Annotated in this window: 23 protein-coding genes; 12 read left to right on the top strand and 11 right to left on the bottom strand. The window is 42.8% G+C overall.

Translation table 11 applies throughout. The annotated features are described in order from the left end of the window. Window positions 1-392: 392 nt before the first annotated feature. Window positions 393-908, bottom strand: coding sequence for an RNA polymerase sigma factor (locus tag ACYVF1_RS20075; protein WP_461082125.1), 516 nt, complete (start codon window positions 906-908; stop codon window positions 393-395). 349 nt (window positions 909-1,257) lie between these two features. After that, window positions 1,258-2,226, bottom strand: a complete 969-nt coding sequence (locus tag ACYVF1_RS20070; RefSeq protein WP_461082123.1) for a KpsF/GutQ family sugar-phosphate isomerase — start codon at window positions 2,224-2,226, stop codon at window positions 1,258-1,260. 107 nt (window positions 2,227-2,333) lie between these two features. Here ACYVF1_RS20070 and recQ point away from each other — a divergent pair, with 107 nt between their 5' ends. The 3 genes from recQ (at window position 2,334) to ACYVF1_RS20055 (ending at window position 7,178) form a co-directional block, all read left to right on the top strand. Then, the gene (gene recQ, locus ACYVF1_RS20065; protein WP_461082121.1) at window positions 2,334-4,544 is read left to right on the top strand and encodes a DNA helicase RecQ; all 2,211 of its coding nucleotides are present in this window, start codon (window positions 2,334-2,336) and stop codon (window positions 4,542-4,544) included. Window positions 4,545-4,626: 82 nt separating this feature from the next. Then, window positions 4,627-5,913 carry a phosphoribosylamine--glycine ligase gene (gene purD, locus ACYVF1_RS20060; RefSeq protein WP_461082119.1) on the top strand — a complete coding sequence of 429 codons (1,287 nt, stop codon included), beginning with the start codon at window positions 4,627-4,629 and terminating at the stop codon, window positions 5,911-5,913. Between the two features lie 110 nt (window positions 5,914-6,023). Then, window positions 6,024-7,178, top strand: a complete 1,155-nt coding sequence (locus ACYVF1_RS20055; RefSeq protein WP_461082117.1) for a PSP1 domain-containing protein — start codon at window positions 6,024-6,026, stop codon at window positions 7,176-7,178. A 69-nt stretch (window positions 7,179-7,247) separates the two neighbouring features. Here ACYVF1_RS20055 and ACYVF1_RS20050 read toward each other — a convergent pair whose 3' ends face one another. After that, window positions 7,248-7,913, bottom strand: coding sequence for an immunoglobulin domain-containing family protein (locus ACYVF1_RS20050; RefSeq protein ID WP_461082115.1), 666 nt, complete (start codon window positions 7,911-7,913; stop codon window positions 7,248-7,250). A 148-nt stretch (window positions 7,914-8,061) separates the two neighbouring features. Continuing rightward, window positions 8,062-8,217, bottom strand: coding sequence for a hypothetical protein (locus ACYVF1_RS20045; RefSeq protein WP_461082113.1), 156 nt, complete (start codon window positions 8,215-8,217; stop codon window positions 8,062-8,064). Between the two features lie 370 nt (window positions 8,218-8,587). Here ACYVF1_RS20045 and ACYVF1_RS20040 point away from each other — a divergent pair, with 370 nt between their 5' ends. Together ACYVF1_RS20040 and ACYVF1_RS20035 are read left to right on the top strand one after the other, a co-directional pair. Next, window positions 8,588-9,385, top strand: a complete 798-nt coding sequence (locus ACYVF1_RS20040; RefSeq protein WP_461082111.1) for a hypothetical protein — start codon at window positions 8,588-8,590, stop codon at window positions 9,383-9,385. An 82-nt stretch (window positions 9,386-9,467) separates the two neighbouring features. Further along, entirely contained in the window at window positions 9,468-9,932 is a 465-nt protein-coding gene (locus tag ACYVF1_RS20035; RefSeq protein ID WP_461082109.1) for a hypothetical protein, read from the top strand. 148 nt (window positions 9,933-10,080) lie between these two features. On the opposite strand, the gene ACYVF1_RS20030 is transcribed toward ACYVF1_RS20035, so the two are convergent. Further along, window positions 10,081-10,443 (bottom strand): BlaI/MecI/CopY family transcriptional regulator, encoded by a 363-nt coding sequence (locus ACYVF1_RS20030; protein WP_461082107.1) that lies wholly within the window; start codon window positions 10,441-10,443, stop codon window positions 10,081-10,083. Window positions 10,444-10,550: 107 nt separating this feature from the next. Here ACYVF1_RS20030 and ACYVF1_RS20025 point away from each other — a divergent pair, with 107 nt between their 5' ends. The 3 genes from ACYVF1_RS20025 to ACYVF1_RS20015 all read left to right on the top strand — a co-directional run bounded on the left by ACYVF1_RS20025 (window position 10,551) and on the right by ACYVF1_RS20015 (window position 13,735). Then, window positions 10,551-11,021 carry a gliding motility lipoprotein GldH gene (locus ACYVF1_RS20025; protein ID WP_461082105.1) on the top strand — a complete coding sequence of 157 codons (471 nt, stop codon included), beginning with the start codon at window positions 10,551-10,553 and terminating at the stop codon, window positions 11,019-11,021. A gap of 79 nt (window positions 11,022-11,100) precedes the next feature. Beyond that, complete coding sequence (locus tag ACYVF1_RS20020; protein WP_461082103.1) at window positions 11,101-11,739, top strand: phosphatase PAP2 family protein; 639 nt, start codon at window positions 11,101-11,103, stop codon at window positions 11,737-11,739. Window positions 11,740-11,842: 103 nt separating this feature from the next. Continuing rightward, window positions 11,843-13,735: an amidophosphoribosyltransferase gene (locus tag ACYVF1_RS20015; protein ID WP_461082101.1), complete on the top strand. Its 1,893-nt coding sequence runs from the start codon at window positions 11,843-11,845 to the stop codon at window positions 13,733-13,735. A 73-nt stretch (window positions 13,736-13,808) separates the two neighbouring features. Here ACYVF1_RS20015 and ACYVF1_RS20010 read toward each other — a convergent pair whose 3' ends face one another. Further along, window positions 13,809-15,227, bottom strand: coding sequence for a vanadium-dependent haloperoxidase (locus ACYVF1_RS20010; RefSeq protein WP_461082099.1), 1,419 nt, complete (start codon window positions 15,225-15,227; stop codon window positions 13,809-13,811). A 224-nt stretch (window positions 15,228-15,451) separates the two neighbouring features. On the opposite strand from ACYVF1_RS20010, the gene dnaG reads away from it, so the two are divergent. Then, the gene (gene dnaG / locus ACYVF1_RS20005; RefSeq protein ID WP_461082097.1) at window positions 15,452-17,527 is read left to right on the top strand and encodes a DNA primase; all 2,076 of its coding nucleotides are present in this window, start codon (window positions 15,452-15,454) and stop codon (window positions 17,525-17,527) included. A gap of 84 nt (window positions 17,528-17,611) precedes the next feature. Here the strand turns inward: dnaG and ACYVF1_RS20000 are convergent, their stop codons facing one another. Continuing rightward, window positions 17,612-17,995 (bottom strand): hypothetical protein, encoded by a 384-nt coding sequence (locus tag ACYVF1_RS20000; RefSeq protein ID WP_461082096.1) that lies wholly within the window; start codon window positions 17,993-17,995, stop codon window positions 17,612-17,614. Window positions 17,996-18,236: 241 nt separating this feature from the next. Here ACYVF1_RS20000 and ACYVF1_RS19995 point away from each other — a divergent pair, with 241 nt between their 5' ends. Further along, a complete protein-coding gene (locus tag ACYVF1_RS19995) occupies window positions 18,237-18,932 on the top strand; it encodes a response regulator (protein ID WP_461082094.1) in 696 nt (231 codons plus the stop codon). Window positions 18,933-18,938: 6 nt separating this feature from the next. On the opposite strand, the gene ACYVF1_RS19990 is transcribed toward ACYVF1_RS19995, so the two are convergent. Continuing rightward, the gene (locus ACYVF1_RS19990; RefSeq protein WP_461082092.1) at window positions 18,939-19,901 is read right to left on the bottom strand and encodes a LytTR family DNA-binding domain-containing protein; all 963 of its coding nucleotides are present in this window, start codon (window positions 19,899-19,901) and stop codon (window positions 18,939-18,941) included. Window positions 19,902-20,142: 241 nt separating this feature from the next. Here ACYVF1_RS19990 and ACYVF1_RS19985 point away from each other — a divergent pair, with 241 nt between their 5' ends. Both ACYVF1_RS19985 and ACYVF1_RS19980 read left to right on the top strand, forming a co-directional pair. Further along, entirely contained in the window at window positions 20,143-20,310 is a 168-nt protein-coding gene (locus ACYVF1_RS19985; protein WP_461082090.1) for a hypothetical protein, read from the top strand. Between the two features lie 14 nt (window positions 20,311-20,324). Continuing rightward, window positions 20,325-21,440: a lysophospholipid acyltransferase family protein gene (locus tag ACYVF1_RS19980; RefSeq protein WP_461082088.1), complete on the top strand. Its 1,116-nt coding sequence runs from the start codon at window positions 20,325-20,327 to the stop codon at window positions 21,438-21,440. Window positions 21,441-21,537: 97 nt separating this feature from the next. Here ACYVF1_RS19980 and ACYVF1_RS19975 read toward each other — a convergent pair whose 3' ends face one another. The 3 genes from ACYVF1_RS19975 to ACYVF1_RS19965 form a co-directional block, all read right to left on the bottom strand. Continuing rightward, a complete protein-coding gene (locus ACYVF1_RS19975; protein ID WP_461082086.1) occupies window positions 21,538-23,100 on the bottom strand; it encodes an Rne/Rng family ribonuclease in 1,563 nt (520 codons plus the stop codon). A gap of 383 nt (window positions 23,101-23,483) precedes the next feature. Beyond that, window positions 23,484-24,350, bottom strand: coding sequence for a tetratricopeptide repeat protein (locus tag ACYVF1_RS19970; RefSeq protein WP_461082084.1), 867 nt, complete (start codon window positions 24,348-24,350; stop codon window positions 23,484-23,486). A gap of 50 nt (window positions 24,351-24,400) precedes the next feature. Next, complete coding sequence (locus tag ACYVF1_RS19965; RefSeq protein ID WP_190886971.1) at window positions 24,401-24,700, bottom strand: HU family DNA-binding protein; 300 nt, start codon at window positions 24,698-24,700, stop codon at window positions 24,401-24,403. Window positions 24,701-24,710 lie beyond the last annotated feature (10 nt).

The following is a 24,710-nucleotide window of genomic DNA, read 5'->3' as shown; positions in this document are numbered from 1 at the left end:
TGAGACTCTTGGAATTTTTTCATTCCAAACTGACGTCTGTGGTGAACGAGCAAGTAAACATGTTTCGTCCAGTCGCTCAAACAGCTACGTAAAAATTCATGAAAAATTTTTCAATTTTTTCTGCAAAAACACGTGACAGACCAGTTTTGAAGCTCGTAAAAATGTAGTTGGTAGTACGTTTCGGACCTGATTTAAGAGGATTTTACAGGAAGTTGACAGTCGACAAAGTCATTTCGTCTCAGTTTTGATACGTTTCTTAATTAGTTGATTATAAGATATATAAAACAAAAAAGCTGGAGGGGATTCCCTCCAGCTTTTCGAACCTTCCTCTTTTTTAACCAAAAACTACTCAATCAATATTCCTTAGACGGAGCATGATTGAAAAAGTATCGCTACGCATTGAAATAAGCGTAAACTTTTAACTGATCTTTCAATTCCTTGCGGGCAATGTGAATACGATTTTTCACGGTGCCGATGGGGATATTTAGTTTAGCAGCAATCTCGTGGTATTTAAAACCCCGGAAGTGCATCATAAATGGAGTCTTGTATGTGTCGTCGAGCCGATTAACAGCCCGGTTAATGTCATCCTGAGCAAACGACGAATAAGCGAGGTTATCGGTGCTGCTTTCGGTCGAGTTGATGTAGTGTAAGTTATCCGTCGTATCGATGAACGTGTTCTTACGTAGCATACGCTGATAATTGGTTATGAACGTATTCTTCATAATAGTATAGAGCCACGCCTTAAGGTTAGTACCGTCCGTATATTTATCGCGGTTGGTAAACGCCTTTAATAAAGTATCCTGTAGCAAGTCATTTGCGTCTTCAACATCTTTCGTTAGACGGAGGGCGAATGGGCGCAGTGATTTCGATACTTTGCCGATATGATGGGTAAATTCAAGAGCGGTCATGGTCGTTTAAGTTTTTCCTGTTGAATCAAATCTGTTAAGCTATTAGACAAAAACAAAACCAGTCTTTTCGAAAATCAGAATTGTTACTTAATTTTCTCTTGTAATATACTGAAAATGAGAATTTTGAAGGTATGTTAAAATATTTTTAATACCTATATACGTTTGTGGAATTAATTGTGGAGTGTGGAATATTTCCCCCATACTGTGGAATCTTAAACCACCACATTGTTGAACATTTATGAAATTTCCTTAAACAGAAGAATTTACTTGTTAAGCAGTACTAATTATATAAAAATCAATTGCAATTGCTTGAATATAAGAATTTTATGCGTATTGTGTAGGTCGAAAATTATACTAAACCTTCTTTTAGCAAATCGTGGAGATGCACGAAACCTCTAAGATGCCCCTCTTCAGCCACGATCAGTTGGGTAATGTTACGTTCCTGCATGATTTGCAACGCGGCTACAGCATAATCATCAGGCGATACGCAGATAGGAGAATGAGTCATTATATCGCGGGCGCAAAGCTGCCAGAACGAATCGTGTTGATAAGCCATGCGCCGAATATCGCCGTCTGTAACAATTCCGGCTAATAATCCCTGCTCATCGACGATGGCTGTTGCACCTAGCCGGTTAGCTGAAATATTGAAAATCAAATCCCGAACGGGCGTATCGGGCGATACCTTCGGACACTGATTGTGTGGAAAAATATCAGCAACCTTCAGATAAAGTTTTTTGCCAAGTGAGCCACCTGGATGATAACGGGCAAAATCCTGCCGCGTAAATCCGCGCATTTTAAGGAGACAAACTGCCAGCGCATCACCAAGTGCCAGTGCCACTGTAGTGCTGGTGGTTGGTGCCAGGTTTAGAGGGTCGGCTTCGCGTTCGGCGTAGGCATTTAGTATGTAATCGGCGTGTTGTGCTAAATAAGAATCGCGCGCGCTCACGAGAGCAATTAGTCGAACGCCCGCACGCTTCAACAATGGTAACAAAACCTTAATTTCAGCCGTATTACCACTTTTAGAAATCAGCATTACTACGTCATTCTCCTGAATCATACCCAGATCGCCGTGAATGGCATCGGCCGCGTGCATAAACAAGGCCGGAGTTCCTGTAGAGTTCAACGTAGCAACGATTTTTTGCCCGATCAATGCGCTTTTGCCTACACCCGTCACTACCAGTCGACCAGTTGTTTGCAAAATCACTTCGACGGCAGCATCGAACTGGTCATCAAGCAAATCAGCCGCTTTGCGAATGGCATCAGCTTCAGCCAACAGCACTGAATGGGCGACCATTTGCGTATTTTTTACTACTTTCAATATTAGTTTTGTTTATCAAGACCCGTTTGCTACGTATATTCGCTAACTTTATAAAGCAAAGATACGGCAACATAGAAGAGTAAAGTAACTTTTGTACGATTTGTAGAATGATGCAGGTTGATGAGTCAGTCCATGCGACGCTTAAAGAGCGATTAAAAGAAATTTTTGGGTACGGTCAGTTTCGGGGTGAGCAGGAAGCTATTATTTATAGTATCATGGCCGGGCGTAATACGTTTGTTATCATGCCCACCGGAGCCGGTAAATCACTGTGTTATCAATTGCCTGCTATTGTTAGTGATGGCACTGCGGTGGTGATTTCGCCCTTGATTGCCCTGATGAAAAATCAGGTTGACCAGTTAAATGCCTTCGGTATCAATGCTCAATTTCTCAATTCGACGCTGTCGAAAGCGGAAATGAACAAGGTGAAAAAAGATACGCTCAACAGCACGTTGAAACTTCTTTATATTGCTCCCGAATCATTAACAAAAGAAGAGAATTTGGATTTTTTAAAGAAAGCCAATATCTCATTTGTTGCCATCGACGAAGCGCACTGTATTTCCGAATGGGGGCACGATTTCCGGCCAGAGTATCGAAAAATACGGGGAATTGTCGATAACATTGGTAACCTGCCGGTCATCGCGCTTACGGCTACGGCTACCCCCAAGGTACAGCAGGATATTCAGAAAAACCTGCAGATGGAAGACGCCAATCTCTATAAGTCGTCTTTCAATCGGAAAAACCTTTTCTACGAGATCAAACCGAAAGTTGATGCCAAAAAACAGCTTATCAAATACGTTAAGCAGAATAAAGGCAAATCGGGGATTGTGTATTGCCTGAGTCGCAAGACCGTCGAAGAAATTGCTGAATTGCTGAGCGTTAACGATATAAAAGCGCTGCCCTATCACGCCGGTCTGGATCCGCAGACGCGTATGCATAACCAGGATGCGTTTCTGAACGAAGATGTTGACGTAATCTGCGCGACTATTGCGTTCGGGATGGGCATCGACAAGCCAGATGTTCGGTTCGTTATTCACTACGATGCGCCCAAATCGCTCGAAGGCTACTATCAGGAAACCGGTCGGGCGGGCCGCGATGGACTGGAAGGTAACTGCGTAATGTTTTACAGCTACGACGATATCGTGAAGCTGGAAAAATTTAATAAAGACAAACCAGTTACTGAACGCGACAACGCCAAACACCTGCTTCACGAAATGGTGTCATACGCTAATTTGGGCGTTTGCCGTCGTCGGCAGTTGCTGGGTTATTTCGGTGAGTTTCTAGACAAAGACTGTGGTTTCTGCGATAATTGTGTAAAGCCGACTGAGAAGTACAAGGCGCAGCATGAAGTAGTACTGGCGCTGCAAACCGTTTTGCAAACGGACCAGCGTTTCGACGTAGCGCATCTGGCCGACGTATTAACGGCTACTCACAACCAGTACGTAACAAGTTATGAACACGATAGACTTGACGTATATGGCAAAGGGCGCGAGTTTAATGACGACTGTAATTTCTGGTGCTCACTCATCAAACAGATTACCATTTATGGGTATCTGGAAAAGGATGTGGATAATCACGGCATTCTGAAGCTCACGCAGCGTGGTTTGAATTACATCGAAGATCCGTATCCGATAACGCTCTCAAAAGACCACGACTACGAACAGCAAACGGCTGATACAAAAGAAGATGATGACAAAGACTCGGCACCATCGTCGGGAGGTGTAGCCTATGATGAAGAATTACTCGGTCTGCTAAAAGCGCTTCGCAAGAAGATTGCTAAAGAAAAAAACCTGCCGCCCTACGTTATTTTCCAGGAGACATCTATGGAAGAAATGGCGACGACCTATCCGACCACGCGGGAAGAAATGGCCCAGATTAATGGAGTCGGAATGGGTAAGGTACAGAAATTTGGACGGCCGTTCATTGATCTGATTACCAAGTACGTAGAAGATAATGAGATTGAAACGGCGAAAGACGTAGTAGTAAAGTCGACCGTCAATAAATCCAAAGTCAAGATTTTCATCATTCAGCAAATCGACCGCAAGATTGATTTAGATGAGATCGCCGAATCGAAATCGCTATCGATGGAAGATTTGATGGAGGAAATCGAGCACATTTGTTATTCTGGAACACGATTAAATCTTGATTATTACATTAATCAGGTAATGGATGAAGACCGACAGGATGAAATCTATGACTACTTCATGCGGGCCGAAAGCGATAACATCGCCATCGCCATGCGTGAATTTGGGGGAGATGATTTCACCGAACAGGATTTGCGTTTGATGCGCATCAAGTTCCTGTCGGAAGTAGCAAACTAGGTGATGAGTAATGAGTCATGAGTAGTGAATGCGGCTGACGTACAACTACTCATCACTCATCACTCATCACTCATCACTATTTATGAATATACTAATACTGGGGTCGGGTGGGCGTGAACACGCGTTTGCGTGGAAAATGGCGCAGAGCCCGTTGTGTGATACGTTGTTTGTAGCACCCGGAAATGCGGGAACAGCCCAAGTTGCTACTAATTTACCCATCACTTTTACCAATTTTTCGGCGGTTGTGAAAGCCATTCGCGACCACCAAATCGACTTGCTCGTTGTTGGTCCAGAAGAGCCATTGGTGAAAGGTATCGTCGATTTTATACGTAACACCCCCGATTTAGCTAATCTACGTATCGTTGGCCCCGATGCTAAAGGAGCTCAACTGGAGGGCAGCAAGGATTTCTCCAAACAATTCATGCTACGTTATGGCATTCCGACAGCGGCTTCACAAACGTTTACGGCCGAAACACTTCAGGATGGATTGACGTATCTGGAAACCCATGCATTGCCTGTTGTCCTTAAAGCGGATGGTCTTGCGGCTGGTAAAGGGGTAATTATTGCCGAAACAACAGCCAGCGCGCAGACTGCTATCCGTGAAATGCTTGAAGGACAGAAGTTTGGCGAAGCTGGTAGCAAAGTGGTTGTGGAGCAGTTTTTGCGTGGTATCGAATTGTCGGTTTTCGTGCTTTCCGACGGTGAGAACTATAAGATTCTGCCCGAAGCCAAAGATTACAAACGTATCGGCGAAGATGATACCGGGCCCAATACAGGTGGCATGGGTGCTGTTTCGCCAGTGGTTTTTGCCAACAAAACGTTTTTGAAGAAGGTTGAAGACAAAGTTGTAAAACCAACCCTCGACGGTTTGAAGCAGGAAGGTATTCGTTACCAAGGCTTTATATTTGTCGGGTTGATGAAAGTTAATGGCGAGCCATACGTTATTGAATATAACGCACGTATGGGCGACCCTGAAACAGAAGTAGTATTGCCACGTATTCAAACTGATTTTGTTGAACTCATGGTGGCTACGGCCGATGGTGAACTTGACAAACTCGACGTACAAGTCTCTCCGCAGACAGCCGTAACGACTGTGCTGGTGTCGGGTGGATACCCCGGTGCGTATGAGACGGGTCAGGTTATTTCAGAGTTAGAGCGTCTGGACGACGTAATGGCATTTCATGCCGGAACGCTCGCCAAAAATGGCGACGTAGTAACGAATGGCGGACGTGTACTGGCCATAACGGCACAGGCAAATTCGCTCGAAAATGCTGTCCGAAAGTCGCAGGAAGCGGCCCGGATGGTGCAATTTGATGGAAAACAGTATCGCCGTGACATTGGGGTTGACCTGATCCGGTATGCTGATTGATCACAGAGTTATAAAGTTTTAGTGTTGTATAGTTATAAAGTTCATGAGTAATTTTTAATGCCTTAACAACACAACCCTAAAACCGTACAACTCTATAACGATATATCTATATGAGTTGTAAATCCTGCGCAACCGGCGGGTGTGGCACTCAAAACGGAGCATCCAACGGCCAGAAAACGGCTACTGCAGGATGTGGAAGTGGCGGATGCAGCTCTGGAGGTTGTAATAAATTGAATTCGTTCGACTGGCTAAGCGACATCGCCATGCCCGGTCTAAAACGATATGACGTAGTAGAGGTGAAATTTAAGGGTGGACGTAAAGAATACTATCGCAACGTTCATCAACTCGATCTTACTACAGGTGACTACGTAGTGGCCGAAATGCAATCGGGCTTTCATATTGGTGCTGTATCGCTGCAAGGTGAACTGGTACGTTTGCAGGTGAAAAAACGGGGCGTCAAAATTACCGACGATACCAAAGTGATTCACCGAATAGCTACGCCAAAAGATATGGAACGGCACGAGCAGGCCGTGCTACGTGATCTGCCCGCTCTCTATCGTTCCCGCGAAATTATTCGTGAGCTGAAGCTGAGTATGAAACTCTCTGACGTTGAGTTTCAGTCAGATAACAGCAAAGCTACGTTCTATTATTCGTCGGAAGAGCGCGTTGATTTTCGGGAGCTAATCAAAATGCTGGCGAGTGAGTTTAAGGCACGTATCGAAATGCGCCAAATTAGCTTGCGACAGGAAGCAGGTCGTTTGGGTGGAATAGGCTCCTGCGGACGTGAACTCTGCTGCTCGACCTGGCTCACTGATTTTAAAAATATTGCTACGTCGGCAGCTCGTTATCAGAATTTGTCGCTCAATCCAGCGAAATTATCCGGGCAATGCGGGAGATTGAAATGCTGTCTGAATTACGAGCTTGATACGTATATGGATGCTCTCCGCGATATTCCAACCATCGATAAACCGCTGGAAACGCAGAAAGGCAAAGCGTATTTGCAGAAAACGGATATTTTTCGAAAGTTGATGTGGTTTGGCTACGGGGCTGAAAGTACCTGGCATGCATTGCCCATCGTCCGCGTACTCGAAATCGTTGAACTGAATAAAAAAGGCATTACTCCTGAATCGTTCGACGTACTAACGCCCATCGGCGAAAAGGAATCTATGGCTCCAGGTGCTCTCAACAGCGATTTACAAAAACTGGATGCCAAGTACACGTCACGTTCTCCCAAAAAGAAAAAGAAGAAGCCTAGAGGAAATTAGTTGCGAATAAATAAAACAGGTGGCAATTTGTAGATAGTAAATGAATCTACAGATTGCCACCTGCTTTATTTAAAAATCTCCGGAGTAAAAGGGGCTGAAAACGTAGTAACTGCTATCGCGCTTGGCACGTTTGGGAGCTGTCTGAACGTAGAGAACAAATCGATGAACCTGCCGAGTGCTATCAGCCCATTCATAAAATGGCCGCTCGTGCGTATAGAGCTTGTCAACTTCGCGAATATGTACACTTTCAATCCGTGCAGGTTTAACCGCGAGCCCGTTTATATATACGTCGATATTGTGCGCGTAGTCATCATATAGCTTCAGGTAATCGTCTTTGGTGCGGGTCACAAAAGCATGTTTATCGCTAAAAAATATAGCTTCCATCAATTTATTCATGGAAAAGCTATTGGAATAGCCGAGGGGATAATCGGTCAGTGCGTTAGCTGATAGAAACTTTTTCCAGCTCGCTCGAGTAAAGTTCTGCCGGGGTGTTTTATGAGTAGTGCTGATGTATATCCGAAAAGATTCTGGATACATTTCGGCGTCGAGCATCTGTTCCAGTTTCTGGTATGTCATCAGCTCATCAACTTCCTCGAAAGTTAGTGCTGACAGCGCCTGAGCCGATTTTTCCTGTCCATTGATAAATAGTTTCGTCTGAAGGGAATCTGCCGATTTGAGGGCCAGATGATTTTCGCGCAAACACAATAGTAGCGGATAGTGCTGGGCTAAACCCATATTGATTCGTTTACCATTAACTACTCGTGTTTGGTGGCCGGATGATAGGCTAGATAGTAGAAACCAGCAATTTTTGAGGTCAGCTATCAAAGTGTGGGTTACGTTCGTTTGGGGCAACGTAGCCTTTAGAGGCACATTTTCTAGTTGCCTATGCCGACAAGCGAGTCCCATAATACTCATCACAACCGTCCAGGCAACGTAGCGCCACCACGTTGTTGAGCCAGAACGTTGGCAGTTTATCAAGGAGATACGTTGCTTCAGGCCGGAGCCATTGAAGCGGTTCGTGAAGGAGTACATGGATCATTAGTTAACGTATAATCCACACCTGAACGCTTTTGGGTAGCGGAGTTGTAAACTACTATAAAGTGAGAGAAATATATTAGTCGAAACGGACGTGGGCTATGCTGAGGAGTAGCCCATGAGGGAACGGAAAAGCAATATACAGTTATAGGTGCTGTTTGCTTGGAAAAATCTTGAAGTTTAAAGGTAAACTCTAAGTATAATAAACTTGTCTCAGACTCTATTTTGATAATAAATATTAGTTAAGTATTTACTTTTGATGAATATAAATATAAATAAGTATATTTATATAATAAATTTAACTATTTTTTAATTTATATTAATTCAGTATAATAGTTAATTAGTTTTCAATAATCAACAAAACCACAAATAATATGAATACTTTCTCAATTAACTCGCTTATTAGCCCTTTACGGCTATTTTATCAAGTAGCTTTTATGATTGCTTTGGCTCTATTTTCAAGTTGTTCTCGCAGTACCTCTGACGAAATAACTAAGGAAGCATCAGCCAGAGTAGGAAAGGAGCCTAAAGGAAAAGCACGGAGAGTCACGTGGGCATATTTGCGTGCAATGGCTGCAACCGGCCAAAATCCAACAATTTATAAATTATTGAAAGATCACAATCAGCTAAACCCTAAAGGAGCTAGATCAGGATGTGATCCTTGGATGGACGAATGTGAAGAAGATAATTTCGATGATGGAGTACAAAATACATGGAGAGTTGATTTACCAATTCAAATCAATGGACAAACGGTTTGGGTATCGGTTGTTGTCACGTATGAGGTTAGTACTGGTAAAGCTGTCAGTTATGGGGTTGCCGTTTATGGCAATAATGCGCCTAGTTGGTCAACATATGCACCAACGACTTCCTACTATAATAATGGTCAAAGCACCGTCATCGGTAACATTTATTACAGCTATCAGCAACAAATTCAATATCAACTTGGTGGTGGATTAACAGGTACAGGTAGCATAGGTCCTAATAGTCTTATTGGCTCTATTGGTTTAGAAGCTAACGTAAATACTAGTATTGCTAATGGTGTGACGATTACACAGTCAGGCACTATCTACGTAAATGCTTCTATCAACATGAGTAGTGGATGGGGTTCAGGAACAATACAATTGAATGGTCCGAATGGCCCAACTATTAATTACGCCATAGAACCTCAGTAATAGCAAGATACCAATAACGGTAACAGACTAAACATTTAATCAACTTTAGTCTGTTACCGTTATAATGATAAATACCTTTTTTATGAAGAACTTCCTTATTCTATTCTGTCTATTTGCATCCTATAAGGTTAAGTGCCAGGACAGTAGCTATATTATAAAAAAGGATATCCCTATTAAAGTTATTTCTAATCAGAAAGATACTGTAGTGTCATCTGGACGGTTTCGAATAGTTCACGAAACTAAAAAAGATATGCAAGCTGTATTGGCAGACTCTACTTATTTGAACAAGATTATCGGTATCTATTTAATTGGTAATTCAGGGCCTGAGATCAAAATTGAACGGAAGAATGCTGTTTTATCAATAACACTACCAGGTCGTTTGGAAACAGAATTGATTCCAATAACCTCATCTCTTTTTAAGCTCAAGGATGATCCAAGTACGATGATGTTCTTATACTTTGATCAAAAGCATAACGTACCAGCCATTAACATACAGAACAGTAAGGAGAATTACGGTGCTAATCGAAAAGGATATCACTTTGATTGATATGTATTTAATTAATTCAATAGAAATTTCGGTAATCAAGCTTAAATAAAGCTAAACAGTATATAAGATTACATATTGAATTGTCTCACAATTGAAAATTGTAAATTTTCAATTGGCTAATACAACGTAGCGCAGGATTTCCATATCGCTATTTTTTTTGTTCGATCATTGCCAGAATCTCACGCAACTCATCGGCCGAAATTTTTTCTTTCTCCGCAAAATAGCTAACCAGATTTTTATACGAACTGTCGAAATATTGCTCCACCACTTTGGTTAGCACAAACCGATTCTGGTAGGCTTCTTTTGTAATAATTGGATAGTATTCGTGGGTATTACCATAGGCTCGGTGGCCGACGTAACCCTTTTCCTCGAGGTTTCGAATAATGGTCGAAACGGTGTTGTAGTGCAGTGGCGGGTCCGTAAACTGCGGAACCATGTCTTTGACATATCCTTGCTCCATTTTCCAGAGCACCTGCATTACTTCTTCTTCTTTGGCAGTTAGCTTTTCCATAAAACAAACTTAAAACTATTTTTCTCGTTTGAAAACTATTTGTATAGTTTTTATGATTTGAAAAGCCAGTCGCGTCGTTGTAGCTTTGTTGATTATTTGAGTGAACTATGAAACAGTGGATTGCAGGACTGATGTTGTTGGCACTCGTTGCGAGTTGCGATTCAAATGCTGTCTATAAGGAATATACGGACATTGATGAGGGAAAATGGTTCATTAAAAACGCGCCCTCGTTTACCTTCCAGATCGACGATGCTTCTGTGCCTTATAATATATATTACAACTTACGTAACAGCCTGTCGTACGGTTACTACAATCTGTATCTGACTCGTTATTTACGCGATGAGTCGGGAAAAGAGCTAGAATCTCGGTTGGACGAGCTTATCCTGATGGACCCCAAAACCGGCAAACCCAACGGTGACGGTCTCGGCGATCTTTTCGATCATAAGTTTCTGATGAAGCGCAATTACCGGTTCCCAAAGCCGGGTAAGTACACTATGCAGATTCGGCAGTACATGCGGCAAGATCCTTTGCTTAATATTCTCAGTGTAGGCATTACTGTAGAAAAAGCGGTTAAATGATGTATGATGTAGAATGTATAATATATAATATATAGATCAGCATTCTACACCATACATTCTACATCATACATTCTCCCTAATGCTCTTCAATTTATTACGTAAGAACTGGTTCTTTTTTCTTCCTTACGCCTTTTTGCTGGTGGTTGTTGGCGTATTGCAACTGGTTTCTACACAAGAACAACTGATGCAATGGGTGAATGTACGGAACAACTCAATTGGTGACTGGGTATTTCCGTACATTACGTACATGGGCGACGGGGCATTCTATGTAGTAGTTTGCGTGGCGTTATTGATCTATAATCGACGTATCGGTTTCATGGCGTTTGCCAGTTTTGCGCTTTCGTCACTTACGTCGCTATTTTTGAAGACGGTAATTTACCCCGGTTCACTACGTCCGCTACGTTACTTTGAACATTCGACGTTTGAGTATCATATCATCGAAGGCTTAGACATATACAGTTACAACAGTTTTCCTTCGGGACATACCACCACTGCTTTTGCGATGTTTCTGTTGCTTGCTTTGATTGATCCGCAAAAAAAACGTGGCATAATTTTTCTTCTGCTGGCGGCTTTGACGGCTTATTCCCGCGTCTATTTATTTCAGCATTTCGTTGAGGATGTGTATGCTGGCTCGCTCGTAGGCACGATTTCGTCGATACTAATATATACTTTAATGTGGCCGTGGGTAATAAAGAAATATAATGGCGACGGAATTTAGACCGCCTTTTGCCTACCTTTGTTATAGACTCTCGCGAACCAATGCCTTCAGGGAGCCGTTACTTCATTACTGACTACAACCAACGCGCTTCGACAACTCACTCATGAGCGACGCCATCAAACACGAATGCGGCATTGCCCTAGTTCGGCTCCGCAAACCGTACCAATATTACATCGACAAATACGGCACTCCTCTCTACGGGGCCAACAAACTCTACCTGCTGATGGAAAAGCAGGTAAATCGCGGCCAGGATGGTGCCGGGATTGCGAACATCAAAATCGATGTTCCGCACGGTCATCGCTACATCAGCCGATATCGTTCCGTCGATCAGCGTCCGGTGACGGATATCTTCGAGAAGGTCAACAAAAAATTTCGTAAGGCATTAAAAGGCAATAAAGACAAGGCCAAAGATGCCAAATGGCTTCAGGAGAACGTAGCATTTACGGGCGAAGTCTGGATGGGGCACCTACGTTACGGTACGCACGGATCTAACGAAATTGAAAACTGCCACCCGATGCTACGTCAGAGCAACTGGCGCAGTCGGAATCTGGTCGTCGCGGGCAATTTTAATATGACCAACGTAGATGAGTTGTTTGCCAAACTCGTCTCACTTGGTCAGCATCCGAAAGATAAAGTGGACACCGTTACGGTGATGGAAAAAATAGGCCACTTTCTCGACGAAGAAAATCAGCGCGTATTTGAACGATTCAAAGGCATCTACGAAAACCCCGATTTATCGGATATCATAGAGGATAACCTTGATTTACAGCGTGTTCTGCATCGCTCGTGTCGTGATTTCGACGGTGGCTATGCGATGGTGGGCATGACGGGTTATGGTGCTGCGTTTGTAGCTCGCGATCCGGCTGGTATTCGTCCCGCTTATTACTATGCTGATGATGAAGTAGTTGTAGTTGCCTCAGAAAAACCGGCCATCAAAACGGCCTTCAACGTAGACTACAGCGCCATTCAGGAGGTGAGACCTGGCCACGCGCTTATCGTTGACAAATATGGGGAGTACCGGGAGCAACAATTTGTAGAACCTATTGAAAAGAAACCCTGTAGTTTCGAACGTATTTATTTCTCGCGGGCAACCGATCCCGATATTTATAACGAGCGTAAAATGCTCGGAAAGTTGATTATCCCACAGGTTCTCAAGGAAATAGACTTCGACCTCGAAAACACCGTTTTTTCTTACATACCAAACACTGCCGAAACTGCTTTCTTCGGCATGGTAGAAGGATTGGAAGAATACCTCTATAAGCAACGCAAAAAAGCAATTATGGAGGGAATCCTGTTCGAGGAAGAGCTGGATCGCGTGTTGTCGTTCCGGCCACGTATCGAGAAACTGGTTTCTAAAGACGTAAAGCTTCGCACGTTCATTACCGACGATGCACAACGCGACGACATGGTGTCGCATGTGTATGACACCACGTTCGAAGTCATCAAAAAAGGGAAAGACAACGTAGTGGTTGTTGATGATTCGATAGTACGTGGTACTACGCTGGAAAAGAGTATATTACGTATGCTGGATCGGCTGGGGCCTAAGAAAATAGTAATTGTTTCGTCGGCTCCGCAAATTCGGTTCCCAGATTGTTACGGCATCGACATGTCGAAGTTCAAGGAATTTATTGCGTTCCGGGCGGTACTCGATTTACTACGTGATCGTAATCAGGAATACCTGCTGGAGGAAGTTTATGCGCAGTGCGTAGCAGCTATCGAGTCGGGCAATGCCTCGCAACAGAACTACGTACAAGCCCTTTTTGACGTATTTACGCCCGATGAAATCTCTCGGAAAGTAGCCCAGATTGTGACGCCCCCTGATCTGAAAGCGGAAGTAGCGGTTGTTTATCAAACAGTTGACAATTTACACCGTGCCTGCCCCAATCACACGGGTGACTGGTATTTCACAGGTAATTACCCAACGCCCGGAGGAAATAAAGTTGTTAACAAAGCTTTTGTAAACTTTATGGAAGGCAAATTAGTGCGGGCTTATTAAGTATAGCTTATAAAAGAATAAGGTCGGTAGGCTGAGTCAATTGACTAGTCTGCCGACCTTACTCTTTTATCTTTTACTTCGCCCAAGACAGCGCGTTTATATTATTCCCAATTTTTTTACCCTCAGTAAGCCCAGTTTCGTTATCCTGTTTCGTATGAATGTTGCCGTAGAAACGCGAGTCGGCTGATTCCTGAGCTGCTTGGGTAAAGGATGTAAATGATCGCGCTTTAAACGCAATATTACGTAGTGCATCTTTGGGTCGGCCAACGTGCGAATCGTCAGTAAAGGCAAAATTTTCACCGTAGATGGCTGTCAGCACCGTGGCGGCTGATGACGATTGAGTAGCATGACCCGACGGATATCCCGGGAAAGGGGGCGCTGGCCAGAACGGAACCCAAGCAGGGTCGATGGCAAGCCGTACATAGGTATAAGGACGTAGGTTATTATAGACGTACTTACACCGCCAGCATAGCGTAAAAGCATCAGCAACCGCAATTCCTGTTCTTGCAAATGTTTCAACAGCTTTCGCCAACGTAGCGTTTGAGGTTTTTACAGCAATTCGGGCGAGACTGTAGGAGTGGCCGGGCGGAGTAAATGTTTCAACAGGATTATCGGCCCACCAGACAGCAATTTCCTTTTCCGTCTCCGTTAAACTTTTCGATTTGTTGTAAACATCCAGATATTGACCGAATACTGCGGACTTTACGTCTGTAGAATGAGGCAGCGGATGCGGCATAGGTAAATCATTATTTGCCTTGACGAACGTTCGAACTTTGCCCCAGTAAGGTTGCATTGGAATTTTCAGGCCATTCTCTGTTGGTTGCCATAGCCCACCACCCACTGGTACTACGTAGCTTGCCGGAAAATTTCGGGTATAACCTTCGTGACCACCATCGGTTTTTGACCATTCGAACAACGCATCAGCAACCTGCCTCCCAAAAGCGATGGAACGCTGATTAACGGCATCATCGGCATCTTTAAAATCGGTTTGTAAAGCTGCTTCAAGCGAATCAATCGTTGCCTTGTTTGCTACGTTGGTAGTTGGATATAGATTTTTGATTATAGCGGCTTCTGCCGCATTAGCACTAAGCGCCCAATTGTAGGTCTGACCTGCTTCTGGCTGAGGTAACGTAGTCAATCCATTAAGTTGTCCGGCAAGTGATTTTCGATTGGAAATTCCATGGACAGTGGCTTCGTACATAGCTACACCAGCATAGCCATAGGCCCGTGAGGCAACGGGTGGTGAAAAACCAGGCGTTGTTTTAGTAAGCTTCAACTGAAGACCAGCCCATTTGGTTGCTACATCACTGCTATAATAATCAGCGGCTTTACCATTCACAGTAGGAGGGGCAGGCCGGTCTGGTTCTGGCTGGATTTGACAAGCTTGAATCAGTGCAACTAAAGCAATGGTGAAGGCGATGATACGTTGATTGCCTCGGCTTTGGAAAGCAGTATCTGCACTATCATTAATACGTGTAGATTTTTTGATCATAACAATTTACGGACAGAGGTAACCTATTAGAAGCAAACGCACGTAGCGTAAACAGAATTTTAGCAAAAACGCTGCCAAATTTGTATCCTGAATGGAGAAAAAGAATATAAACAAATTTGAGTGAACTATATCTCCAGACTAATCATCCTTTTCGAAATGATGATATACAGTTGGGCGACTTTCGACGTAATTTTGATGATTACGTAACGCAATAATTTTATCTGATGCGCATACCCGAGGAAACCGTAGAACGAATCCGTCAGGCTGCTGATATTCTGGAGGTAATTAATGACTTCGTATCGTTAAAGAAACGCGGTACGAATTATATAGCCTGCTGCCCGTTTCATAACGAGAAAACTCCCTCGTTCAACGTTAATCCTAGCCGACAGATTTATAAATGTTTTGGTTGTGGAAAAGCAGGTGACGCTGTTCGCTTTGTGATGGACATTGAGAACATCGGCTATGGCGAATCGCTACGTTATTTGGCGAAGAAATACGGAATCGAAATTGAAGAGCAGGAGCAGACCCCTGAGGAATTTCTACGTCAGAATGAACGAGAAAGCTTATTGATTGTACTCAATTTTGCCAAAACGTTTTTTCAGGAATTACTTACAAATTCTGACGAAGGAAAAAGCATTGGATTAAGTTATTTCCGGGAACGCGGATTCACAAACCCAACCATCGACGCTTTTGAATTAGGTTATTCACTGGATGCTTGGGATGCTTTACTTCAGGAAGGTCAACGCCGGGGCTATAGTGTTGAACTACTCGAAAAAGCAGGCTTAATTTTAACAAAGGAAAAAGAGGGAGGAGGCAATCGTAAAACTTTCGACCGCTTCCGAGGGAGGGTCATGTTTCCTATCCATAACGTATCGGGGCGAGTTATTGCATTTGGAGCACGGATTTTAAAGGTAGATAAGAATCAGCCCAAGTACCTCAATTCACCAGAAACGGCTGCTTATCACAAAAGCCAGGTATTGTACGGAATTTTCCAGGCGAAGCAGGCAATCCGTCAGGAAGATGTTTGTTACCTGACGGAAGGTTATACGGACGTTATTTCGCTGCACCAAGCTGGCATCAAGAACGTAGTAGCCTCTTCTGGCACCTCGTTAACCACAGAACAGATTCGATTAATTTCCCGCTTTACACCTAACGTAACGATTCTATATGATGGTGATGCGGCTGGTATCAAGGCTGCACTACGTGGGCTGGATATGATATTAGAGGAGGGACTCAATCTCCGATTATTATTATTACCCGATGGCGAAGATCCGGATAGCTTCGTTCACAGAATTGGAGCCGAATCCTTTAAATTATATATTAAAGAACACTCACAGGATTTTATTGATTTTAAAGCCAGTTATTGGTTAACAGAAGCCGGCGAAAATCCCCTCAAAAGAGCGGAGGGTATTTCAGATGTTTGTGCCAGTATCACCAAAATTCCTGACTTACTCAAGCGACAAACCTTGTCTCAACGGGTTGCTCAGGTTTTTCATGTTAGTGAGCAATCTGTCATTTCTGAAATAAATCGATTACTACGTAAGCAGCAGGAGCAGCATCAGAAAGATTCAGAACGGCAGCAACGTAGTATCAACAGTAGACATCAACCTTCGAGTGATGCTCCAAAATCGCCTGTTGAACCATCTGTAGATGATATAAATGCGCTATTTGAAAGCTTTGGTGCGGAAGATGGTCCAATACCAGATTTCGAAAACGTAGCACCAAGCCATTCGGCAGTTCCTCAGGAATCGCGAGAGCTAACTCGTACACCCATTTCATACCAGGAGGAAGAATGTGTTCGGCTACTCATGAATTATGGAGCGCGGGAACTGGAGCCAGGCATTACACTGTGCCAATATATTCTTAGTGAATTGCATGAAATTAACTTTCAGACCTCACCATTCGATTTAATATTAGCCTTGTTTCGGGAAGCATATAACAAGGGGGAAATTTTGTCGGCAAAAGATTTTCTAAATCGGCAAAGTGATAACACACTAATTCAACAACAGGCAATTCACCTGACTACCCCACGTTATGAAATCAGCAACGGTTGGGAAAAACATGAAATTTTTGTTCCGTCTGAAGAAGAAATCTCAATATTAGCCGACGCAGCGTATCGGAACATACTACGTATCAAGAAAATGCTTGCTGAACAGCGTATGGCCGCTCTGCAGCAGTTATTACGCGATTCAAATAAGCAATCGCCTGAAGAAGCTGATCAGCTTTTAACTGAATTTATGCACTTCAAACGTATTGACATGCATATCTCCAATCTACTAGGTACGGTTATTTCGGGTTAAAGTAATACTTTAATAGTTGACCTAAAAAGCCCTAGACTGAGATTCAGTCTAGGGCTTACCTTTATCAATAAGGAGGGTTGAACACTATGCTTGCGCTACCGTAGTGACAGTAATCAATTCGGCATCGATTTCACGGCTCATTTCGCGCAATAAAGTTGCATGTGAACGAAGTTGGCCAGGTTTTGATGGAAGCGCTGAACGACCAGGCTGCTGATTGCCCATGTCAAGAAGTAATGTCATTAAAACATCACCCATGTGCTGACGCAAGTCCATTAGTTTACGCAAACGGGCACGGGTTTCATTTGGTTGCCGACGGGCAGAGCCTTGTAAGCCGCTGATAACACGGGTTAATTTTGCATAACGGGCGTGGAATGCATCAGTAGCTGTTGCCCACTCCAGAATCATTTTTTCCATTTCGGCTGGTGAAGCTTCGTAGTTAGATGACTTTGCTAAATTTTCCTGATTCATTGCCTGCGCTGATAAAAATTTTCAAATCTTTTTTTTTCGCTTTGATGAATCAAAGGTATCCTCAATATATGCCCTAAATCAAGTCCATTTGTGTGAAATCACCATTTCGCCGGATGAAATCACCCAAATCGCCCCGAAATACTGTGTGAAATCACCAATGAATTAATCAATTTCTTGAACCGTTATTAACAAACACAAAATATCTGTGTTATCTTCAATCTCCCATAAGTGTAAGATCGACATGAATGATTCAGCCATTAGCCAGGAGGCTAATAAAAAATTTGCTATTCGCAGGCGTGATTTTTCAATTCTCGTTGCGCAATCAGAACTCTTTACTTGTGAGGTTCTAAGCCAGCTTCTTAAAGAGCAAGGATATAACGTTGTCGGGCGAGCAGTTGAAATGGAGGATACGCTCCAGCAAATTAGAGTGAAACGACCTCAATGTGTTATTCTGGAGTCTGAGATTTCAGGCCAACGTGGCTTTGAAATTGTACAGGAAATGAGGCAGGCAAATCCTCAGACAAAGTTTATCCTTTATACCAGTAAACCTGACTTGCGGATTGTTGCGAATGCTATGCAAATGGGTTTCTACGGATTTCTTTATGCGTCTGATGGATTAGACGAATTGTACCGCTGTTTTCAGACAGTTAGTGACGGTGGATGTTATTACAGCAATGGGTTTATGAATTTACTCCGAAATTATGGGGTAGAAGTTATGGCTGAACAGACACGTGAAGAATTAAATCGTCTTACTGAACGAGAACGAGAAGTCCTGCGTATGATAGCTTTTGGCCATACAGCGACTGAAATTGCAGAAGTGCTGGGTATCAGTTACCGAACAGCGGTTAATCATAAAACACACATCGCCCGGAAATTAGAATTGAGCAGCTGTCGGCAATTGCCCCGATATGGTATTGCCGTAAAGAATTATCTTTAAAAAAAGTCAGTTGAGGTGGGTTGTAGTTAATAGGGCATCGGATGCCCTATCAGGCGGTGATGTTTTCTGCAACCATTCCCGAAATTCCTGCATACGAGCGCGAGGAACTACAATCTCGTATCGTGTAGGTGTATTGAGACGGACGATGTATTTTCCGTTCTCCCAATAAGCATAGTTCAGTACTGCATCTCGGTTTACAATATAATCTCGCTTTATGCGAAAAAATTGATTCGGATCTAATTCCGTTTCTAATTCATTAAGGGTCTTAACGACCATATATCTTCCCTTAGGCAACTCAGCATAATAGAACCTATCTTCTATTGTGAAAAAATAGGCGTCATTTACAGGAAAATCTAATTCACCAAATGCGTTTTTGCCTTTCAAATGGGCCAAATACGTAGTAGATGTGACTGGTTTTGGTGTAAAAACCGTCGATAATGCAAGAGCTTTTTGAGATGCTTCGGCTGCGTCTGCTTCTGCCTTTTCTTGCGCCTGCTTACGCTGTTGCAGGTAATCTTTAAGAAGTGAAATATTTAGAGCGATATATCCAATTAAAATAATTGGAAATATATATTTTAGATAAGTTCTCCATGAATATGTATGGAGAATATACTCTTGTATATAACTGTTAAGTGTATAATTTGGAAACTGTTCTAAGAAGAAACGTACAGTCTGTGTTATTGGATTAAATACTAAAAAAGATAATGAAATAACTGGCAAGAATTTTAACTCATATTGCCCTATGGAAGGCCAGTCATTCTTGATTGAATTAATATGCCAAAAATTATGAAAATAATCAATCAATACAAGGGTTACATAGACTGTAATTGATTCAGGAATAATCATGGTTCGAAGGAACCTTCCTACATACAGTAAAAGCCCCCCCGCTTTTTCAAGGTTAAGCATTTTTGTAGGATAAGCAGCAGACCATGAAACAGCCTCATAGATAATCACGATGCATAGCATCATAATCAGGCTGTTTATCGGTCTGCGTAAGAAGTCTCGAGTGAGTCGAATTTCCTTCATGCTGTCACCTTATTCAAATCTACCCCCAATATAGTAGTAATTTTTAACTAATCCCAACTTGCAATTGTGACTTTTTCGTGATTGATGCCCTTTTAAAGGGCAGGTAACTTTGTAGTATAAAAAAAGGGTCATAACCAGGCTGAATATTCAGCTTCGGAGAGAATCTAAAAAACTACAAATCCCCATGAAAAAACAATTTAGCATCAAGCCAGCACAAGTCCTCAAAAGTGTATCGAAAACTAACGCCAAAGCTGAATCAAACAATCTACTGAAGTTCTTATCAGCTGGCGGTGTGTGTTGTGAATATGTAGCTGAATTCAAAGGCATTTCAAAACCTGTTTTCTCGCTTTAAAAAATTTCTTCTCCATGATAACTACACGCCATATTTACAAACAGGAACTGGCTCGCTGTCGGGATCACTTCGAGCAAATCGACCTGCAAAAGGAGCGGGGTTATCTCATGAAATTTACCACGTTTTCAGCTAACGTTGAGAACCTTATTCCATCAATACAGCGCCAAAAACATGAAGCGCTGTTCAGAAAGCTGTTATTGAACCAGGTTTTTACAACATTTGACCAGCAATGTCTAACGGCTGGTGATTTGGTAAAAGTGCGTGGAGATAAAAGTGTTTTCAGAAAGAGTAATAATAACAAAATTTATTGTACGTACCACCTTGGTTCTTACCGGCTACTAACCAGCGTACTCTTTCGACAGGGAATTGACTGCGTCTTATTAGTAGGCAGTAATATGAATCGCAGCCAAGGTGGAAATATGACTGAACATATCGACGCGTTGCGTAAGAAGCATGGCTTAACGAATGTGTTTCGCATCGTAGAAGCCGGAAGCCCTACAGCTGGCTTAACGGTTCTCCGTGAACTGAAAGCTGGTCGCTCGCTTATTGTATATGTCGATGGAAGTCCTGAAACGGCTCCAGAAGACGGTGAATCTGACCAATTTCTGTCAGTGCGTTTCGGGAACAGGCGGATATTATCTCGTAAAGGAGTAGGTTATTTATCACATGCTACGGGTGTGCCAATCGTGCCGGTTGTTAGTTATCGACAACCTGATCTGACAAACGTATTGCATAGCCTTAAAGTGATACGTCCTATTCCTCAGAGTGATCGGGAAATGTTTTGCCGTGAGGCCCTACAGCAGCTGTATGATGCTTTTTGGCCTTTTGTAAACCGCTACTTGGATCAGTGGGAAGGCTGGAATTATATTCATTCGTTTCTGGAACCAGAAACTCCCAGGAATACATTTTTCAAACCTAATTTGAAGCAATTAGTATTCAATGAAAGTCGATATACGCTCTGTGATTTAGAGCAGGCGCCTATTTTATTTGATCGTAGGTTGTATCAGACTTACGAAATCACTGAAGATTTACGCGATCTTCTGTTGAATTTAAAGGCTGTCGATTCTGTAGAAGAAGTGGTTGGTCGAGAAATATTTACCGAATTAATGGAAATGGAAATTCTTCATTAAATGCAAATATAACTTCATAAAATGCATAAAGGCCATTTGTTCAAATCAAATGGCCTTTATGCATTTTATGACATACGTAGTAAAATTTTACTACGTATTAAGTATTATTACTAATTTCAATCTCTTCTCCAGTTTTATTAAAAAACTTAAAATTTACTATTCCCAGAGAACTATCCTTCACTAGTTTAACCCAGGTCATATATTTTACAAACCATTGCATTTGCTTTGAGTAGAAACCCTTAGAATAATAAGCATATAGAAATGGATGCATTGATATCGAAATCCCTCGCTCATTCTGTTTCGTAAGAATGTAATCCAGGTTGTTTTCAATTACATCGGTTACTAACACACTTGCTTGAATAGTACCGGTACCTCCGCAAGTCGGACAAACTTCACGAGTTACTACGTTCATTTCGGGGCGAACACGCTGACGCGTAATCTGCATTAACCCGAATTTGGTGAGTGGTAAAATTGTAAATTTCGACCGTTCAGGTTTCATCTCATCGCGCATGATGTCCTGCAGAAGTTTTTTATTTTCTGCTTTCTTCATGTCGATAAAATCTACCACGATAATTCCACCCATGTCACGAAGCCGAAGCTGTCGCGCAATTTCTTTAGCCGCTTCCCGGTTTACGCTGATAGCGGTAGCCTCCTGATCCTCCTCAGAATTAGACTTGTTACCACTATTTACATCTATGACATGTAAGGCTTCGGTATGCTCAATAATCAAATACCCACCCCCTGGCAAACTCACAGAGCGACCAAATAATGATTTGAGTTGTTTTTCGAGGCCGAGCGCTTCAAAGACTTTCGTTTTGCCAGAATAAAGCTTTACAATTTTCTCTTTTTCGGGAGCAATCGTATGAATGTAATTACGTATTTCATCAAACGATTCTCTTGTATCGACCGTAATACTCTCGAACGATTCATTGAGCATGTCCCGAAGGATGGATGAAGCGCGGTTCATTTCACCAAACACACGGTCACGTGGCTTGGCCTCGGCCAAAGTTTTAATGGCTTGATCCCATTTGGCAAGTGAATGCTGCAGGTCACGGTCAAGCTCTTCAACGTCTTTGTCCTGCGCAACAGTACGTACAATGACACCGAAATTCTGAGGCTTTAAGGACGACATAAGTCGCATAAGCCGCGACCGTTCGGCCCGGTCGGTGATTTTTTTAGAAAGGTTGACACCATCGGAGAATGGCACAAGGACCAGATAGCGGCCCGCAATGGAAATATCACAGGAAAGGCGTGGACCTTTGGTTGAGATAGGTTCTTTAACCACCTGAACCAGGATTGGCGCATTCTTAGTCAGCACCTTATCGATTTTACCGATTTTCTCGATAACTGGTTCCAGCTTCATGCCGCTCAACCGGCCGGACGTAACGCGCTTGGCAACCACATCTTTAACCAGTTTATTGAGCGAATTTATGTTTGGCCCTAAGTCCTGATAGTGTAGAAATCCATCTTTTTCATGGCCTACGTCCACAAATGCAGCGTTGAGACCCGATGATAATTTCTTAACTGTTCCTAAGTAAAGGTCGCCAACAGTAAAGCTGCTGTCTAACTCCTCCTCGTGATACTCCAGCAGTCTCTTGTTCTGCAAGAGCGCAATCCGATCACCCTTCTGAGTCGAACTGATAACTAATTCATTACTCACAAGATGAATTTACGGTTAGAATGGCTATGTTAAAAAAAAAGCCACGTACGGGCTTTACAGACCAGCACGGGCTTCCCTAAAAATAGTCTCAGGTTCCAGGTTTCAGGTTTCACGTAAGCGCTGGAACTTGAAACCTGAAACATTAAAACTACTTTTTCTTATGCCGGTTTTTTCTGAGCCGTTTTTTTCGCTTGTGAGTTGCAATCTTGTGCCGTTTCCGTTTCTTTCCGCAAGGCATGTTAATAAATATTTTTATGGTTGAAATACATGTCGGCTTGCCAACCGGCTAAGCCCTAAGAAAGTTGTAAAGTTTTAGTTTAGGGAAATATAGTTATGCTCTTCAGAATCAACTATATAACACCAAAACTTTATAACTGTATAACTCAATTTTTTAGCCGCTCTTCATACTCGCGTACAGCAGCCAGAATCTGCGGGTCTTTTTCCTGCTTTTTTACCTGCTCCAGTACCTGACGGGCTTCGGCTTTCTGACCAGCTTCGGCTAAACTGATACCCAGATAAAACTGAGCTTTTCTACTGGCAGGATTAGTAACCAAAATTTGCCGGAAGCGCTCAATAGCACGTTCGTATTGATTCGACCGCATCGACAATAATCCCAGATTAAACAGAGCCAGTTCGTTAGTTGGATCTTGTTTAATCACCTCCCGCAGAAGCATAATACCCTGCATAGGTGTGTCGGTATTGACATACGTCATCGCCATATTAGCTTTTGCCGACAGCAAATTCGGGTTTTTAGTAAGCGCCTGCTGATATAAATCGCGGGTTTTCTGACCTAGCGAAGCCGTTTTCTGAGCATCAACTGCAAATGTATAGGCTTCAAAATAAAGGTCTCCTGCCCGAAGTAGATTTTGTTCAGTAGGTTGGGACGTCGCCAGCATTTCTGCGTAGTGTGCTGCACTATCATAGCGAGTAGCTTCCCGGAAGAACGTAATTAATTTGGTCCCACTTGCCGCTTTTTCCGCCACTGGAGCTGAAAGAAATTGTGCTCGTAACTCCAGCAAACGTTTCTGTTGCGCGGCTGAAAGAGGTTTTTCGTGCATTGCCGCTCCAGTAGAGGCATCTGCTGGAGCGGCTTTTTTATCTGCACCCGAACTATGTTGAGAAGACGCATTCGGCGAGGTCCGCTCACTGAGTTGTTTGTTTTCATTACGTACTACCACTTTCGGCAGAGAATATAACCCTACCGTTAGGGCCGCAGCCAATATGATAACAAACAGCACTGATTTATTCATGATATGAGCATCACCTTGCTAAACGTCCAAGTCTCTAACAATAGGACGCCTTACGCCGTTACCTTAGTCTTTTCACTTGATTTAACCTGCTCAACAAAAACTTTGGCAGGCTTGAAGCTGGGAATGAAATGCTCTGCAATGACCATAGCGGTATTCTGAGAGATATTCCGGGCTACTTTCTGGGCTCTTTTCTTGTTAATAAAACTGCCAAAACCACGAACATAAATGTTCTCGCCTTCAGCTAATGAGTCTTTAACTACCGAAAAGAAAGTTTCCAGCGTGTTTGTTACTTCTGCTTTGTCTATTCCGGTCTTTTCGGAAATTTCTGCAATTACGTCTGCTTTCGTCACGACTTCTTAA

The organism is Spirosoma flavus (genome assembly GCF_054778555.1).
Note: the sequence above shows the minus strand (reverse complement) of the source record. Positions and strands in the feature narration are given on the sequence as shown.

Coding starts and splice junctions, on each gene's coding strand:
- ACYVF1_RS20075 (WP_461082125.1), bottom strand. CDS start 908: ATGACCGCTCTTGAATTTACCCATCATATCGGCAAAGTATCGAAATCA.
- recQ (WP_461082121.1), top strand. CDS start 2,334: ATGATGCAGGTTGATGAGTCAGTCCATGCGACGCTTAAAGAGCGATTA.
- purD (WP_461082119.1), top strand. CDS start 4,627: ATGAATATACTAATACTGGGGTCGGGTGGGCGTGAACACGCGTTTGCG.
- ACYVF1_RS20055 (WP_461082117.1), top strand. CDS start 6,024: ATGAGTTGTAAATCCTGCGCAACCGGCGGGTGTGGCACTCAAAACGGA.
- ACYVF1_RS20050 (WP_461082115.1), bottom strand. CDS start 7,913: ATGGGTTTAGCCCAGCACTATCCGCTACTATTGTGTTTGCGCGAAAAT.
- ACYVF1_RS20045 (WP_461082113.1), bottom strand. CDS start 8,217: ATGATCCATGTACTCCTTCACGAACCGCTTCAATGGCTCCGGCCTGAA.
- ACYVF1_RS20040 (WP_461082111.1), top strand. CDS start 8,588: ATGAATACTTTCTCAATTAACTCGCTTATTAGCCCTTTACGGCTATTT.
- ACYVF1_RS20035 (WP_461082109.1), top strand. CDS start 9,468: ATGAAGAACTTCCTTATTCTATTCTGTCTATTTGCATCCTATAAGGTT.
- ACYVF1_RS20030 (WP_461082107.1), bottom strand. CDS start 10,443: ATGGAAAAGCTAACTGCCAAAGAAGAAGAAGTAATGCAGGTGCTCTGG.
- ACYVF1_RS20025 (WP_461082105.1), top strand. CDS start 10,551: ATGAAACAGTGGATTGCAGGACTGATGTTGTTGGCACTCGTTGCGAGT.
- ACYVF1_RS20020 (WP_461082103.1), top strand. CDS start 11,101: ATGCTCTTCAATTTATTACGTAAGAACTGGTTCTTTTTTCTTCCTTAC.
- ACYVF1_RS20015 (WP_461082101.1), top strand. CDS start 11,843: ATGAGCGACGCCATCAAACACGAATGCGGCATTGCCCTAGTTCGGCTC.
- ACYVF1_RS20010 (WP_461082099.1), bottom strand. CDS start 15,227: ATGATCAAAAAATCTACACGTATTAATGATAGTGCAGATACTGCTTTC.
- dnaG (WP_461082097.1), top strand. CDS start 15,452: ATGCGCATACCCGAGGAAACCGTAGAACGAATCCGTCAGGCTGCTGAT.
- ACYVF1_RS20000 (WP_461082096.1), bottom strand. CDS start 17,995: ATGAATCAGGAAAATTTAGCAAAGTCATCTAACTACGAAGCTTCACCA.
- ACYVF1_RS19995 (WP_461082094.1), top strand. CDS start 18,237: ATGAATGATTCAGCCATTAGCCAGGAGGCTAATAAAAAATTTGCTATT.
- ACYVF1_RS19990 (WP_461082092.1), bottom strand. CDS start 19,901: ATGATGCTATGCATCGTGATTATCTATGAGGCTGTTTCATGGTCTGCT.
- ACYVF1_RS19985 (WP_461082090.1), top strand. CDS start 20,143: ATGAAAAAACAATTTAGCATCAAGCCAGCACAAGTCCTCAAAAGTGTA.
- ACYVF1_RS19980 (WP_461082088.1), top strand. CDS start 20,325: ATGATAACTACACGCCATATTTACAAACAGGAACTGGCTCGCTGTCGG.
- ACYVF1_RS19970 (WP_461082084.1), bottom strand. CDS start 24,350: ATGAATAAATCAGTGCTGTTTGTTATCATATTGGCTGCGGCCCTAACG.